10 protein-coding genes are annotated in these 14,561 nt (G+C 68.8%); 8 read left to right on the top strand and 2 right to left on the bottom strand.

Going from position 1 to position 14,561, the window contains the following annotated elements; genetic code table 11:
- Nucleotides 1-9: 9 nt before the first annotated feature.
- From ACIBEC_RS39430 to ACIBEC_RS39465, 8 genes are all read left to right on the top strand, one after another.
- The gene (locus tag ACIBEC_RS39430) at nucleotides 10-840 is read left to right on the top strand and encodes an arylamine N-acetyltransferase (RefSeq protein WP_396290100.1); all 831 of its coding nucleotides are present in this window, start codon (nucleotides 10-12) and stop codon (nucleotides 838-840) included.
- Nucleotides 840-2,960: an aminodeoxychorismate synthase component I gene (gene pabB / locus ACIBEC_RS39435; RefSeq protein WP_360501486.1), complete on the top strand. Its 2,121-nt coding sequence runs from the start codon at nucleotides 840-842 to the stop codon at nucleotides 2,958-2,960. The genes ACIBEC_RS39430 and pabB overlap by 1 nt, the downstream gene beginning before the upstream one ends.
- A complete protein-coding gene (locus tag ACIBEC_RS39440) occupies nucleotides 2,957-3,784 on the top strand; it encodes an aminotransferase class IV (protein WP_360501489.1) in 828 nt (275 codons plus the stop codon). Before pabB ends, ACIBEC_RS39440 begins: the two co-directional genes overlap by 4 nt.
- 13 nt (nucleotides 3,785-3,797) lie before the next feature.
- On the top strand, nucleotides 3,798-4,727 hold the full coding sequence (locus ACIBEC_RS39445; RefSeq protein ID WP_360501491.1) for a diiron oxygenase: 930 nt from the start codon (nucleotides 3,798-3,800) through the stop codon (nucleotides 4,725-4,727).
- 40 nt (nucleotides 4,728-4,767) lie between these two features.
- The gene (locus tag ACIBEC_RS39450; RefSeq protein WP_360501494.1) at nucleotides 4,768-6,177 is read left to right on the top strand and encodes a class II 3-deoxy-7-phosphoheptulonate synthase; all 1,410 of its coding nucleotides are present in this window, start codon (nucleotides 4,768-4,770) and stop codon (nucleotides 6,175-6,177) included.
- Nucleotides 6,178-6,275: 98 nt separating this feature from the next.
- Nucleotides 6,276-7,877: a fatty acid--CoA ligase family protein gene (locus ACIBEC_RS39455; RefSeq protein WP_360501497.1), complete on the top strand. Its 1,602-nt coding sequence runs from the start codon at nucleotides 6,276-6,278 to the stop codon at nucleotides 7,875-7,877.
- Nucleotides 7,878-8,212: 335 nt separating this feature from the next.
- Nucleotides 8,213-9,427, top strand: coding sequence for a 5-aminolevulinate synthase (gene hemA / locus ACIBEC_RS39460; RefSeq protein WP_360501499.1), 1,215 nt, complete (start codon nucleotides 8,213-8,215; stop codon nucleotides 9,425-9,427).
- Between the two features lie 82 nt (nucleotides 9,428-9,509).
- Nucleotides 9,510-11,051: a long-chain fatty acid--CoA ligase gene (locus ACIBEC_RS39465; RefSeq protein ID WP_360501502.1), complete on the top strand. Its 1,542-nt coding sequence runs from the start codon at nucleotides 9,510-9,512 to the stop codon at nucleotides 11,049-11,051.
- Between the two features lie 327 nt (nucleotides 11,052-11,378).
- Here the strand turns inward: ACIBEC_RS39465 and pflA are convergent, their stop codons facing one another.
- Both pflA and pflB read right to left on the bottom strand, forming a co-directional pair.
- On the bottom strand, nucleotides 11,379-12,188 hold the full coding sequence (gene pflA, locus ACIBEC_RS39470; RefSeq protein ID WP_396290105.1) for a pyruvate formate-lyase-activating protein: 810 nt from the start codon (nucleotides 12,186-12,188) through the stop codon (nucleotides 11,379-11,381).
- A 77-nt stretch (nucleotides 12,189-12,265) separates the two neighbouring features.
- Nucleotides 12,266-14,530, bottom strand: a complete 2,265-nt coding sequence (gene pflB, locus ACIBEC_RS39475) for a formate C-acetyltransferase (RefSeq protein ID WP_360501504.1) — start codon at nucleotides 14,528-14,530, stop codon at nucleotides 12,266-12,268.
- Nucleotides 14,531-14,561: the final 31 nt, after the last annotated feature.

Genomic DNA, 14,561 nt, shown 5'->3' on the forward strand with positions numbered 1-14,561 from the left:
GAGCTACGTATGACGGATTCGATGTGGCAGGGCAGTGGCGTCGACCTGGACGCCTACCTGACCCGCGTGGGCTACCAGGGCGACGTGGCTGCGGACCTCTCCACGCTGCGGGGTCTGCACGCCGCCCACGTCGACGCGATCGCCTTCGACAACCTCGACGCGGTGCTCGGGCGGCCGACGGTGCCGTTGGACCTGGACAGCGTCCAGGAGAAGATCGTGCGACAGGGCCGCGGCGGCTGGTGCCTGGAACAGGTCGTCCTGATGGCGGCGGTGCTGGACCGGATCGGCTTCACGTTCTCGGCGTTCGCGGGCAGGACACGGATCCGCACCGGGAACAAGTACGGTCCGGCACTCCACGTAGCCCTGTGCGTGCAGCTCGACGACGAACGCTGGATCTTCGACGTGGGTTTCGGTGCATACGGGCCGCACGTCCCCATCCGCCTCGCCGAGAACTCGCGGCTGGACGGCGATTGGCCCTTCGACGTGGTGCGGGAACCGAGTGGTGAACACGTGCTGCGGTTCCTTCGACCTGAGGGTCCCGCAGAGCTCTACGGTTTCACCACCGACGCGCGCTATCCGTCGGACTTCGAGCTCCTCAACCATTTCTGCCTGACTCACCCGCGCTCGCCGTTCAACCACCGCATGGTCCTCCAGCGCACTCAGCCCGACGTGAGGCACCTCCTCGTCGGCAGCACTCTCACGGAGATACGTCCCGCAGAGCCGGCGACCTTCCGGGAACTCGACAAGGACGAGACGCTTTCCGCTCCCGAGGAGATCTTCGGGATCACCTTGGAACCGGGCGACGTCCGAACGCTCCGGAAGATCTTGGACGGCCCGTGATGCGTACCTTGCTGCTGGACAACTACGACTCGTACACCTTCAACCTGTACCAGTTGATCGCCGAGATCAACGGCCAGGAGCCCGTCGTCATGGTCAACGACGATCCGATGTTGTCCAGCCTGCGGCTGGAGGACTTCGACAACATCGTCGTCTCGCCCGGCCCTGGACGGCCGCAGAACCCGCGCGACGTCGGCCTCCTCGGCGACCTGCTGCGTCGCACCACGCTGCCCGTGCTGGGCGTCTGCCTCGGCCATCAGACGATCGCGCACCTGGCCGGAGCGTCGGTGGTCGCCGCGCCCGAACCGAGACACGGGCACCTCGCCAAGGTCTCCCACGAGGGAGATCCGCTGTTCGCCGGCATTCCGCGGGAATTCGTCGCGGTTCGCTACCACTCACTGTGCGTGCAGGAGCCCCTGCCCGAGGAGCTCATCGCCACCGCGTGGGCAGACGACGGTGTACTCATGGCGCTGCGTCACCGCGATCTGCCGCAGTGGGGCGTGCAGTTCCACCCCGAGTCGATAGCTTCCCAGTACGGGCGTGAGATCCTGCGGAACTTCGCCGATCTGACCCGCCGGACGCAGCACAAACAACGGCCCTCCGTCACCGACACCGGAACGGACACGGACACCGGCACCGGCACCGCACTGGCCGGCGAGACGCCCGGCGCGGTCGAGGAACTGGGAATCATCAGCACGGCCGTGCCGACCGCTGCCGATGCCGAGGCCATCTTTCTGAAGCTCTTCGACAACACCCCGTACTGCTTCTGGCTGGACAGCAGCCGGGTGGAGGAGGGCCTGTCCCGGTTCTCGTTCCTCGGCGACACGTCAGGTCCGCTCAGCGAGGTCCTGACCTACCGCACCGGCAGCGGGACAGTGGAAGTGCGCGACGCGAACGGCGTCGGCATCGTCACCGGCAGCGTGTTCGACGTCCTCGAACAGCGGCTGCGCGACCGGCGCATCCCCGACTCGGACCTGCCGTTCGACCTGACCGGCGGCTACGTCGGCTACTTCGGCTACGAACTCAAGGCCGAATGCGGGGCCACGGCCAGCCACACCGCCGAAACGCCGGACGCCATCTGGATGTTCGCCGATCGCGTCATCGCGGTCGACCACCAGGAGGGACTGACCTACCTGGTGGCCGTCCACGACGAGAAGACCCGGCGTGACGCGCAGGAGTGGGTGGAACGGACGTCCGCGCTCCTGACGGGTCTGAACCCGGCCGATGTCGAGCCGCCGCGCGAACCCGCCGCCGGCCCGCCCCCGAATGCCGAGGAGTACCTCGGCCACGGCCGGAGCCAGTACCTGGCGGACATCACGGAGTGCCAGCGGCAGCTGAACCGGGGCGAGAGCTACGAGATCTGCCTGACCAACAAGTTGCACATGCCGTTCCATGACGACGACACGTCCTTCTACCTGCGGCTGCGCCGGGCGAACCCGGCACCGTACGCCGCGCTCCTACGCCTGGGCGACGTCACGGTCTTCAGCTCCTCGCCGGAGCGGTTCCTGCGCATCGAGAGGGACCGCACGGTCACCAGCAAGCCGATCAAGGGCACGGCCCCGCGCGACGCCGACCCGGTGCGCGACGCCGAACTGGCCGCCGTCCTCGCCTCCAGCGCCAAGACTCAGGCCGAGAATCTGATGATCGTCGACCTGTTGCGCAACGACCTGGGCCGGGTGTGCGAGGTGGGCAGCATCGAGGTCGACCCGTACCTGGCCGTCGAGAGCTACGAGACCGTGCACCAACTGGTCTCCACCGTTCGCGGACGGCTCAGTGACGGGGTCAGCGCGATGGACTGCGCCCGGCAGTGCTTCCCGGGCGGGTCGATGACCGGAGCGCCGAAGCTGCGCACCATGGAGATCATCGACCGCTTGGAGACGGAGGCCCGGGGTGTCTACTCCGGCGCCCTCGGCTACTTCGGCCTCTCCGGCGGCACAGAACTGAACATCGTGATCCGCACCGCGGTCCGTGTCGGTGACCGGTTGACCATCGGAGCCGGCGGGGCGATAGTGCTCGACTCCGACCCGCACGAAGAGTACGAGGAGATGCTGCTCAAGGCGGCGGCGTCGCTCCGCGCCTGGCGTGTGCCGGCGGTGTCGGACGTGGGCGGCTCCCGACGATGAACACGGCAAAGAGCACGGCCACCGACCAGGGCGTCCGCCGGTGGTGGGACCCCGATGGCGGATGGTCGACGGCCGACGCCGCCGGGACGGTGCTGGTCATCGACTCCTGGCTCGTGGACGAGGGGCGGGTGCGGGGACTCGACCGGCACGCCGAACGCTTCGGTTCGGCCTGCGACCGGTTCGGCGGACCGGGAGCCGAACGGACGAACCGGTTCCTGCGGGCGGTCGCCGAGTCGCTGCCCGCGCAAGGCCGATGGTTTCCTCGCGTCGAACTCGTGGAGACCGGGTCGGGAACGCGGCTGCGGATGTGGCTGCGCCCCGCGCCACCGCGCACCGCGACCGTCCGGTTGTGGACCGCGGCGGGACCCGACCGCCGTCGACTGCCGGCCGTCAAGGGCGCCGACCTGGATCACCTGGCCTCCCTGCGCGCTGCCGCGGCTGCGGCGGGAGCTGACGAGCCGCTGCTGGTCTCGACGGAAGGGCATGTGGTCGAAGGGGCGTCCACGAGCATCGTCTGGTGGCGGGGCGACACGCTGTGCGGGCCGCCCCCCGGCCCCGGCCTGCTCCCCGGGATCACCCGCGCCCTGCTCGGCGAGCTCGCCGCCACGGCAGGGCGTCAGGTCGTCACCGAGCAGGCCACCGCGTCGGATCTCGCCGGCGTCCCCGTCTGGACGCTGAACGCCCTGCACGGCATCCGGCCGGTCACCGAGGGGCTGGGCCGGTTCCAGGACACGGACGCCGCAGCGGCCGAGCGGTGGCAGTCGCGCCTGGCCGCGCTCGCCGTTGCGGCCGGCGCCTCGCTGATTCCTGTGGTGAACCCATGAAGGAGGTTTCCCGATGACCTCGGCACGTGAAGAGCCCACGTACGAGCGCGACTTGCTGGTGCAGCTGACGCGCCGCTGGGGGAAGCGAGTGGCCGTCAAGAAGGACGAGCTCGACCTCGACGGTCACTTCGACACGGCGATGCCGGACTTCCCCGAACGCCTCGTCCCGGTGCTGGGACTGCCGGGTGCCGACCGGCTCGACCAGGACGCTCGCGAGCGCATCCTGTCCGCGGCGTGGATCTCCTACAACGCCAAGACCGCGGCCATCGAGGACGAGATCATCTTGCCGGCCTGCCGGTTGATGCTCCAGGAACGGATCCCCGTCCGCCACGACGACGTCGCCGTCGACGCGCTGCACCAGACGATCGTCGATGAGCACTACCACATCCTGATGTGCCACAACGCCGTCGGCGTGACCCGCAGGCGGCGCGACCTGACGGACCTGCGGTTCGCGCCGGGCGTCTGGTCGGTCGTCCGGGAGCTGGAAGCCACCCGCGCCGGGCTGTCCGGGTTCGACCGCGACATCGTCGACATCGCGTTCTCCCTGGCCGCCGAGACGACGATCAACGGGTTCCTCTCCACACTCGCCACCGCCCAGGAGATCCAGCCGATGAACCGGATCACCACCGATCTGCACCGGCGGGACGAGAGCGGACACGCGGTGGTGTTCCGTGAGTTGTGCGGCTCGCTCTACCGGAACCTGGACGGCGCACTGCAGCGGACGTTCCGCGAAGCGCTCGTCGCCGGGCTGACCGCGTTCCGCTCCGCGGACCTGGACCCCTGGGTGACCGTGGCGGCCCAGGGCGGCTTCGAGATCGACACCGATCAGCTGAGCGAGTGGGCCGCCTCCCGTCCCGTGCCCGCGCGGGACACCGGACCGTTGCAGCTGCTGCTCGACGACCTGGGCATCAGCCACGATCTCGTCGAGATGGTCCACCCATGACCGCCCCGCACCGTTGAGCCGTGAGAAGCGGACGGAGATCATGTTGACCCCCACCGGCGAAGCCGCCGCGCACTGGCGCACACTTGTCGCCCATCAGCGGCCGGAGTGGCCTAGCCTGGCTGAGCTCGGCGACGTGATGGATCAGCTGGCAGCCGTGCTCCCGTTGGTCACGCCGCAGGAGTGCGACACGCTCACCGCACGACTCGCCCAGGCGGCAGAGGGCAAAGCGTTCCTGCTGCAGGGTGGCGACTGCGCCGAACGCTTCGGCCGCCTCTCGACGCAGGCGATTCACAGCAAACTACGCCTCCTGCAGCAGATGGCCGTGATCCTGGCGTACGCGTCGGCGGTGCCGGTGGTCACGGTGGGCCGGATGGCCGGGCAGTACGCGAAGCCCCGATCCCGGCCGACCGAGACCGTCGACGGGCGCACGCTGCCGGTCTACCGGGGCGACGCGGTGAACGGCGTCGGCTTCAGCCAGGCCGAACGACGGCCGGACCCGTCCCGGCTGCTTCGGATGTACGACGCTTCGCGCTACACCCTGGACGCCATGCACGCATTCGCCCGTGTCGGCACCGATCTACGCCAACTGCACGAGGAGAACCAGGACTTCGTCTCACGCTCGGCTGCCGGTGAACGCTACGGCGAACTCGCCGGTCGAATCGGCCGGGCACTGTCCTCCAAGGGCACGCGCGGCGGCGATCCGTCGCGCACCACGGAGTTGTTCGCCAGCCACGAGGGACTGCTGCTCGACTACGAGGCCGCGCTGACCCGTTACGAGCCGCGTTCCGGCCGAAGGTACGCGGGCAGCGGCCACATGCTGTGGATCGGCGACCGCACCAGACAGCTCGACGGCGCCCACGTCGCCTACTTCGCGACCATCGACAACCCGATCGCGGTGAAGCTGGGCCCTGCCACCACGCCCGAGCAGGCGCTGGCCCTGATCGACCGCCTCGACCCCGACCGGCGGCCGGGCCGGCTGACGTTCATCGTGCGCATGGGCGCACACCGCGTGCGGCACCTGCTGCCGGAACTCGTGGAGAAGGTCACGGCTTCCGGCGCGCCGGTGGTGTGGGTGTGCGATCCGATGCACGGCAACACCTTCAAGGCGCCCAGCGGGCACAAGACCAGGCGGTTCGACGACATCCTCGCCGAGGTCGCCGGCTTCTTCGAGGTGCACCAGGCGCTCGGCACCCACGCCGGCGGACTGCACGTGGAGCTGACCGGCGAGGACGTGACCGAGTGCGTCGGCGGCGGCGCCGATCTGGGTTTCGACGACCTGCACCGCAGGTACGAGTCGGCGTGCGACCCGCGCCTCAACGGAGGCCAGGCGCTTGACCTGGCCTTCCTGGTAGCCGAGATGTTCAACCCGGGAGCAACCGGCGTCGTGGCACCGGCGGCAGGGGTGAACGCCGCGGCCCAGGGCTCAAGTCACAGCAACTCTCCCGCCTAGTTCGCCGCGTGAAACCAGCAACATTTTCGAGTGCCCACGCTCTCGCGATCATGTAATCCTACACCGATCAATAAACGGGTCGGCGGAATGGAGTTCCGATGCCTTCCAAGGAGAATTACGCCCGCCGGGTGCTTGAGGCGCTGGCGTCCGATCCTGACCGGATTGCCCTGTGGCGGGAAGGCGAAGAGTTCACCGCAGGCCAGTTCTCCAAGGCCGTTCTCACCGCGGCGGAAATCTTGCGTCGGCACTTCACGGAACACCGAGCTCCGATTGCGGAAGGCAAGGATCCGGTTGTGGCGGTGTTAACCGTCACCAACACCCCGGCGACCATCATCTTCCGCTACGCGGCCAACCTCGCCGGGGCCACCCTGGTCCACCTGCACTCCACGAACGCGGTGGATCCCACCGATCAGCTGGCCGCCGCCGCCCGGCAGGAGATGCTCAGCAGGACCGGGGCGACCTTCCTCGCCATCGACAAGGAGAACGTCGACGCGGCCCGCGAGCTGTGCGACCGGCTGCCTGAGCCACCGCGTCTCGCCGCTCTCGGCCCCCTCGGTCCCGATGTCCTAGACCTCTCGTCGGGCGACTCGTACGCCTTCGACCTCGACGCCGTCGACGTCGACCCCGAACAACCGGCCGTGGTGATCTGCACCAGCGGTACCAGCGGCAGCCCCAAGGCTGTCACAATGCCGTACCGCGTCCGCAGCCTCTACCTGCAGGTGGGCCCCCGGGTGGGCTTCCAGTCCCCGGAACCCATCGTGTACCTGTCGACCCTTCCGGTGAGCAACTCCAGCGGTACCGTCGTCGACCTCGCGCTCGCCTCCGGCGGAACGGTCGTCCTGCACGACGGGTTTGAGGCGGGCGAAGTGCTGCGGGCCGTGGAACAGCATCGCATCTCCACGCTGGCGATCACCCCGCCGCAGCTGTACATGCTGGTCGACCACCCCGACATCGCCACCACCGACCGGTCGAGCATCAGGAACATCACCTACGTCGGCTCCCCCGCAGCTCCCGCCCGCCTGGCCGAGGCGGTCGAGGTGTTCGGCCCGGTGCTGACCCAGATCTACGGGACCACGGAGACCAGCCCCATCAGCATCCTGACCCCGCCGGACCACTCCGACCCGGCACTCTGCCGGACCGTCGGGCGTCCGACCGCGGAGGTACGCATCCGCGGCCTGGACGACGACCGTGACGTCCCACCCGGCGAGATCGGCGAGGTGTGCGTGCGGAGCCCGTCCACCATGCTCGGCTACTGGGGCGAACCGGAGCTGACCGCCGTGACCATCCGCGACGGCTGGGTGCACACCGGCGACCTCGGTTCCCTCGACGAGAACGGCTTTCTGCGCCTGCACGGCCGGATGGGCGAGGTGATGAAGACCAACGGCATCAAGGTCCGTCCCACAGATGTGGAGAATGCGCTGCTAACCCATCAGGAGGTCGCCCAGGCCGCGGTGTACTGCGTGGTCGACGACGACCGCGTGGAGCACATCCACGCCGCCATCGTGGTGCGGCCGGGCAGCACCGCCGACTCCGGGACGCTGATCGGTCACGTCGCTGCCGAGCTGTCCCCGAATCACGTACCGGCCGTGGTGACGTTCTACGACGCACTGCCCCTCACCGGTGCCGGCAAGCCGGACAAGCAGACGCTGGTCGCACTGGCTAGCGCTCTCGCTGATAAGCCGTTGTCTTATCGGATGTGATCGGTAGGTTTCCGTAGGTCAGGCTTAGGCTCGGCGACCGCGCGACAGGGTTGGTCCATCCGGCGAGACAGGTTCCCGCTTGGACCGGGGCCAGGTTTCTGTCAATCTCGGCAGTCCTCCTGGCGGGGATGCTGTCGAAAATCCTGGCCTGACCGGCCTGAGACCGATGACTGGCTGACTCTCGTTACAGGCGCTCTGTTGGCGGCCAACCAGCCCCAAACGCACCGGTGCTACTGGGGATCGAGTCCCACGCCGGATCCACCTTCCCAAATTCCGTTCGATCGACAGCCTCATGATCGATATGACAGCGGCTTCTTTAGAGAGCGAGTGGCATAATGACCGCACACCTGGATTTCTTCACTCATGAGATGAAGGAATTCGCCGACCACAGCCGTCAGTTCCTGGAGGTCGGTCGGCGTGCCGGACGGTTCCCGAGTGCCACTGCCCGGGAGGGGCAGGCAGGCGCCGAGCTGGAGATCAGCGTCTGGTGCAGCAACGACTACCTCGGCATGGGGCAGAACCCGGCCGTGCTGACCGCCATGAAGGAGGCCGTCGACGCGTTCGGCGCCGGCTCCGGTGGCTCCCGCAACATCGGTGGCACCAACTACTACCACGTCCTGCTGGAGCAGGAGCTCGCCGCGCTGCACGGCAAGGAGGCGGCGCTGCTGTTCAGTTCGGGCTACACCGCCAACGACGCCGCGCTGTCAGTGCTGGCGGGCCGGATGCCCGGCACCGTGGTCTACTCAGACCAGCTGAACCACGCATCGATCATCGACGGGCTGCGGCACAGCGGTTGCGAGAAGCGGATCTTCCGGCACAACGATGTCGCGCACCTCGAGGAGCTGATCCGCGCCGACGGCGACCGCCCGAAGCTGATCGTCCTGGAGTCGGTGTACTCGATGTCCGGTGACATCGCGCCGCTCGCCGAGATAGCCGCCGTCGCCGAGAAGTACGGCGCCACCACGTACATCGACGAGGTGCACGCGGTCGGCATGTACGGCCCGCGCGGTGCCGGGATCGCCGCCCGGGACGGCATCGCCGACGAATTCACCGTCGTGATGGGCACCCTGGCGAAGGGCTTCGGCACCGCCGGCGGCTACATCGCCGGGCCCGCCGCGATGGTGGACGCGGTGCGCAGCTTCGCCCGCGGCTTCATCTTCACCACCTCGCTGCCGCCGGCCATCGCCGCCGGCGCGCTCGCGGCGGTCCGCCACCTCGTCGCCTCCGACGAGGAGCGCGAGCGGCTGCGGAACAACGCGCAGCTGCTGCACCGGCTGCTCGACGAGCAGCGCATCCCGTTCGTCTCGCCGATGTCGCACATCGTCTCGGCGTTCGTCGGCGAGGACGCCACCTGCCGTCAGGCGTCGGCGCTGCTGCTGGACCGGTACGGCATCTATGTGCAATCCATCAACGCCCCCAGCGTGCGGGAGGGCGAGGAGATTCTGCGCGTCGCGCCGTCCGCGACGCACACCACGGCCGATGTCGAGAAGTTCGCGGAGGCGCTGGACGCCATCTGGCAGGAGCTCGACATCCCGCGCACACAGGCGTGAGGCGGGGACGGCGGTCGGGGGGCCTGGCGCGCCCGGCCGCCGTCGTCGCTGCTTTCGACCGCAATCGATCAGCGGAGGTTTGGTGACTCTCTCGGTAGCAGCCGTTCTCGCCGAGTCGGCGGTACGACGTCCGGACCACCCGGCGATCGAGTTCGCCGGAGCTCGCCTGACGTACCGTGAACTATGGTTCCGTGCCCGGCAGTACGCCACGGTGTTGGACGAACGGGGTACTCGCCCCGGCGACCGGGTGGCGCTGCTGTTGCCGAACGGCCTGGAGTTCCCGGCGGCCTACTTCGCCGTGCTGGCGCTCGGCGCGGTCGTGGTGCCGATGCACGCGCTGCTCAAGGCGACCGAGATCGAGTACGTGCTGCGCGACAGCGGGGCCCACGTGCTGATCTGCGCCGGGTCGTTGCTCACCGAGGGGCGCAAGGGCGCGGAGATCGCCGAGGTGCCGCTGCTCGCGGTGCGGGCCGACGCGGAGTGCGAAGCGCCGCGGCTGGACGTGCTCGCCGAGCACGCCGAACCGATCGCCGCCTACCGGCCGTGCGCGCCCGACGACCTCGCGGTGATCCTCTACACCTCCGGCACCACGGGTCGGCCCAAGGGCGCGATGCTGACCCAGCTGAGCATCACCATGAACGTCACCGTCGGGGTGCTCTCCCCGTTCGACTTCCGGGCCGAGGACGTGCTGTTCGGTTGCCTGCCGCTGTTCCACACCTTCGGGCAGATCTGCGGCATGCTGACCTGCTTCCGGGCGGGCGCCACCATGGTGCTGACGGACCGCTTCGACGCCGCGGGCGCGCTCGACCTCATGGTCGCGCACAGGTGCACGGTGTTCATGGGCGTCCCGACGATGTACCTGGCGCTGCTCGAAGCGGCCGCCGCCACCCCGCTCCGCCCGCCCCTGGACCGCGCGTTCTCCGGCGGCTCGGCGCTGCCGGTCAAGGTGCTGGAGGAGTTCCAGGCCACCTTCGGCTGCACGATCTACGAGGGGTACGGGCTGACCGAGACCTCACCGGTGGTCGCGTACAACCAGCGGGCCTGGCCGTGCAAGCCGGGCACCGTGGGCCGCCCGATCTGGGGCGTCGAGGTGGAGATCGCCAGGGCCAACCTGGAGGGCCGGATCGAGCTGCTGCGGACGGGCGAGGTCGGCGAGATCGTCATCCGGGGCCACAATGTGATGGCCGGCTACCTGGGCCGGCCCGAGGCGACCTCCGAGGTGCTGGTGGACGGCTGGTTCCGCTCGGGCGACCTCGGGGTGAAGGACGCGGACGGCTATCTGTCGATCATCGACCGCAAGAAGGACCTGGTGCTTCGCGGCGGGTACAACGTGTACCCGCGCGAGCTCGAGGAGATGCTGGTGCACCACCCGGCGATCGCGCAGGTCGCGGTCATCGGCGTCCCGCACGAGCGGCACGGCGAAGAGGTGTGCGCGGTGGTGATCCTACGCGCGGACCGGACGCCGGACGAGGCGCTCGGCGCGGAGATCGTCGCCTGGAGCCGGGAGCGGATGGCCGCGTACAAGTACCCGCGCCTGGTGGAGTTCGTCGACGCGTTCCCGCTCGGCCCCAGCGGCAAGGTGCTCAAGCGGGAGTTGGCGCAGTGGTTCGGCGCCGAGCGCTGAATCAGACCGCCAGCAGCCCGCGGAACCTGTCAAGGCGATCAAGGCAGGTGATGTTGCGCCGAATTCCGGGTCTGAAATTCCTTCTCCGCCAGTTCGCGGTCGGCGCCGCTCGGTGCGGTTCGGGGCATATGGGAACGCGACAAAGCAGTCCCGCGCGCTTTTCTCACGTCGCGTGAGGAGCTCGACTTTCGACGTTCTGACAGGTCTGGTTGATCACGCGGCGGCGGCAAGGCTGGCTGCGGACCATGCCTGCCGGACGGCGCGGATTTGAACCGGGCAAGGACCGCGAGAATTCGGACACGTACCGTCGGCCCCTGCCAGGGCCGCTCAGAACACGAGCAGGCCGTGCGCGGTGAAGGTGGCACGGGCAGTGGCGGCCTGTTCGGCGGTCGGCCCGGGTGTGTCGGCGAGGGTGAACTCCAGGCCCAACGCCTGCCACTTGGCAGCGCCGAGCTTGTGGAAGGGCAGCACATCGACTCTGGTGACGTTGCCGAGCGAGGCGGCGAAGGCGGCGATGCCCTCGACGTTCTCAGCTGGGTCGGTCAGTCCGGGCACCAGGACGAACCGGACCCAGACCTCTTTGCCGAGGTCGGCCAGTCGGCGCGCGAAGTCGAGGGTGGGGGCCAAGTCCCGGCCGGTCACCTGCCGGTACAGCCACGGGTCCCAGGACTTGATGTCAAGCAGTACGAGGTCGACGTCGGCGAGCAGCGCGTCGGTGGCTCGGGCGCCGAGGTAGCCGGAGGTGTCCAGGGCGGTGTGCAGGCCCAGTTCGTGCTTGAAGCGGTGGAACAGTTCGCCGCTGAACACGGGTTGGAGCAGCGGCTCGCCGCCGCTGATGGTGGCGCCGCCACCACTGGTGTGGATGAACTGCCCGTATTTGGCGGCTTCCCGGACGATCTCGTCGGCGCTGGCGCGGCGGCCGTCGCGCAGGCGCCAGGTGTCCGGGTTGTGGCAGTAGAGGCAGCGCAGCGGGCAGCCGGACAGGAAGGTGACGAAGCGGGTGCCGGGGCCGTCGACGCCGGTGGACAGATCCCAAGAGTGCAGCATCCCGGTGACCGGCCGACCGGTGGCGGCCCCCGCCGGGGTGGCTGCAAGCGAGCGAAGCGACGGAACCTCGGACGGGGCGGGTGTGCTCATTTCGGGCTCCAAAAGAGTGAGGTGCCGGCGCCTCTGGTCGAGGACGGCGCCGGCACCTGGTCGGGGCGGTGGGAGGATTACAGAGCTTCGTGGAAGGTCCGGTTCACCACGTCGAGCTGCTGCTCACGGGTGAGGCGGACGAAGTTGACCGCGTAGCCGCTGACCCGGATGGTCAGCTGCGGGTACTTCTCGGGGTGTTCCATGGCGTCGAGCAGCGTCTCGCGGTCGAGCACGTTGACGTTCATGTGGAAGCCGCCTACCGCCGTGTAGCCGTCCAGCACGCCGGCCAGGTTCTTCACCCGCTCCTCGGGGCTGCGACCGAGCGCGTCCGGGGTGAGGGTGTTGGTCAGCGAGATGCCGTCCTCGGCCTCCTGGTACGGGAGTTTGGCGACCGACAGGGCGCTCGCGACGTAGCCGTGGCGGTCCCGGCCGTTCATCGGGTTGGCGCCCGGGGAGAACGGCTCGCCCGCCCGGCGGCCGTCCGGGGTGTTGCCGGTCCTCTTGCCGTAGACCACGTTGGAGGTGATGGTCAGCACCGACTGGGTGTGCTCGGCACCGCGGTAGGTCGGGTACTTGCGCACCTTCGCCATGAACTCCTCGACCAGCCGCACCGCGATCGCGTCGGCCCGGTCGTCGTTGTTGCCGTAGACCGGGTACTCGCCGTCGATCTCGTAGTCGGTCACCAGCCCGGTCTCGTCCCGGATCGGCTTGACCGTCGCGTACTTGACGGCCGACAGCGAGTCGGCGGCCACCGCGAGACCCGCGATGCCGCAGGCCATGGTGCGCCGGATTTCGCGGTCGTGCAGGGCCATCTCGATGCGCTCGTAGGCGTACTTGTCGTGCATGTAGTGGATGACGTCGAGGGCGTGCACGTAGGTCTCGGCCAGCCAGTCCATCTGCTGGTCGAGCTTGGCGAGCAGCTCGTCGTAGTCGAGGACGTCACCGGTGATCGGACCGGTTTCGGGGCCGACCTGGGCGCCGGACTTCTCGTCCCGCCCGCCGTTGACCGCGTAGAGCAGGGTTTTGGCGAGGTTGACCCGGGCGCCGAAGAACTGCATCTGCTTGCCGACCGTCATCGCCGACACGCAGCAGGCGATCGCGGTGTCGTCACCGAAGCGCGGCCGCATCAGCTCGTCCGACTCGTACTGGATGCTGGAGGTGTCCATCGACACCTTGGCGCAGAACTCCTTGAATCTCTGTGGCAGTTGCGGAGACCAGAAGACGGTCAGGTTCGGCTCCGGCGCGGGCCCCAGGTTGTAGAGCGTCTGCAGGAAGCGGAACGAGCTGCGGGTGACCAGCGGCCGCCCGTCCTGCCCGATGCCGCCGATCGACTCGGTGACCCAGGTCGGATCCCCGGAGAACAACTCGTCGTACTCCGGCGTGCGCAGGAACCGCACGATCCGCAGCTTGATCACGAAGTCGTCGACCAGTTCCTGCGCCTGACTTTCCGTCAACTTTCCTGCGAGCAGATCGCGCTGGAGGTAGACGTCGAGGAAGGTGGAGGTGCGGCCGAGCGACATCGCCGCACCGTTCTGCTCCTTCACCGCCGCCAGGTAGGCGAAGTACAGCCACTGGATCGCCTCCCGCGCGTTCCCCGCCGGAGCGGAGATGTCCTGGCCGTAGCTCGCGGCCATCTCCTTCAGCTCGCCCAGCGCCCGGATCTGCTCGGCGAGTTCCTCGCGCTCGCGGATCACCTCCTCCAGGCGCTCGGGATCCCTGGGCAGTCGGTTCAGCTCGGCCTTCTGCGCCCGCTTGGCCTCGATCAGCCGGTCCACGCCGTAGAGGGCGACCCGCCGGTAGTCGCCGATGATGCGGCCCCGGCCGTAGGCGTCCGGGAGACCGGTGACGATGCCGGCCTTGCGGGCGGCGAGAATCTCGGGCGTGTAGGCGTCGAAGACGGCGGCGTTGTGGGTCTTGCGGTACTCGGTGAAGACCTTGGCCAGCTCGGGGTCGACCGGGTACCCGTAGGTCTTCAGCGCGCCCTCGACCATCCGCCAGCCCCCGTTGGGCATGATCGCGCGCTTCAGCGGGGCATCGGTCTGCAGGCCGACGATCAGTTCCCGGTCCCGGTCGATGTACCCGGGCGCGTGCGCGGTGATCGACGAGGGGATGTCGTGGGCGACGTCGTACACGCCCTTGCGGCGCTCCTCGGGGAAGAGGTCGGTGATCTGCCGCCACACTGCGGTGGTGCGCACGGTCGGGCCGGCGAGGAAGGAGCCGTCGCCCTCGTACGGGGTGTAGTTGTGCTGGATGAAGTCCCGCACGTCGATGGTGTCGCGCCACCGGCCGCCGTGGAATCCGTCCGAGGCATTCAGGATCCGTTCATGCTGTTGCGTGGTCATGTCGTGTGCTCCCGTCGTGCTGGGGGTGGAG

The organism is Kitasatospora sp. NPDC051164 (assembly GCF_044455625.1).
In the GTDB taxonomy this organism is placed as follows: domain Bacteria; phylum Actinomycetota; class Actinomycetes; order Streptomycetales; family Streptomycetaceae; genus Kitasatospora.

Excerpts from the sequence above, each read along its gene's own strand:
- hemA (WP_360501499.1), top strand. The coding sequence starts at position 8,213 with ATGACCGCACACCTGGATTTCTTCACTCATGAGATGAAGGAATTCGCC.
- ACIBEC_RS39445 (WP_360501491.1), top strand. The coding sequence starts at position 3,798 with ATGACCTCGGCACGTGAAGAGCCCACGTACGAGCGCGACTTGCTGGTG.
- ACIBEC_RS39455 (WP_360501497.1), top strand. The coding sequence starts at position 6,276 with ATGCCTTCCAAGGAGAATTACGCCCGCCGGGTGCTTGAGGCGCTGGCG.
- ACIBEC_RS39450 (WP_360501494.1), top strand. The coding sequence starts at position 4,768 with ATGTTGACCCCCACCGGCGAAGCCGCCGCGCACTGGCGCACACTTGTC.
- pabB (WP_360501486.1), top strand. The coding sequence starts at position 840 with ATGCGTACCTTGCTGCTGGACAACTACGACTCGTACACCTTCAACCTG.
- pflB (WP_360501504.1), bottom strand. The coding sequence starts at position 14,530 with ATGACCACGCAACAGCATGAACGGATCCTGAATGCCTCGGACGGATTC.
- pflA (WP_396290105.1), bottom strand. The coding sequence starts at position 12,188 with ATGAGCACACCCGCCCCGTCCGAGGTTCCGTCGCTTCGCTCGCTTGCA.
- ACIBEC_RS39430 (WP_396290100.1), top strand. The coding sequence starts at position 10 with ATGACGGATTCGATGTGGCAGGGCAGTGGCGTCGACCTGGACGCCTAC.
- ACIBEC_RS39440 (WP_360501489.1), top strand. The coding sequence starts at position 2,957 with ATGAACACGGCAAAGAGCACGGCCACCGACCAGGGCGTCCGCCGGTGG.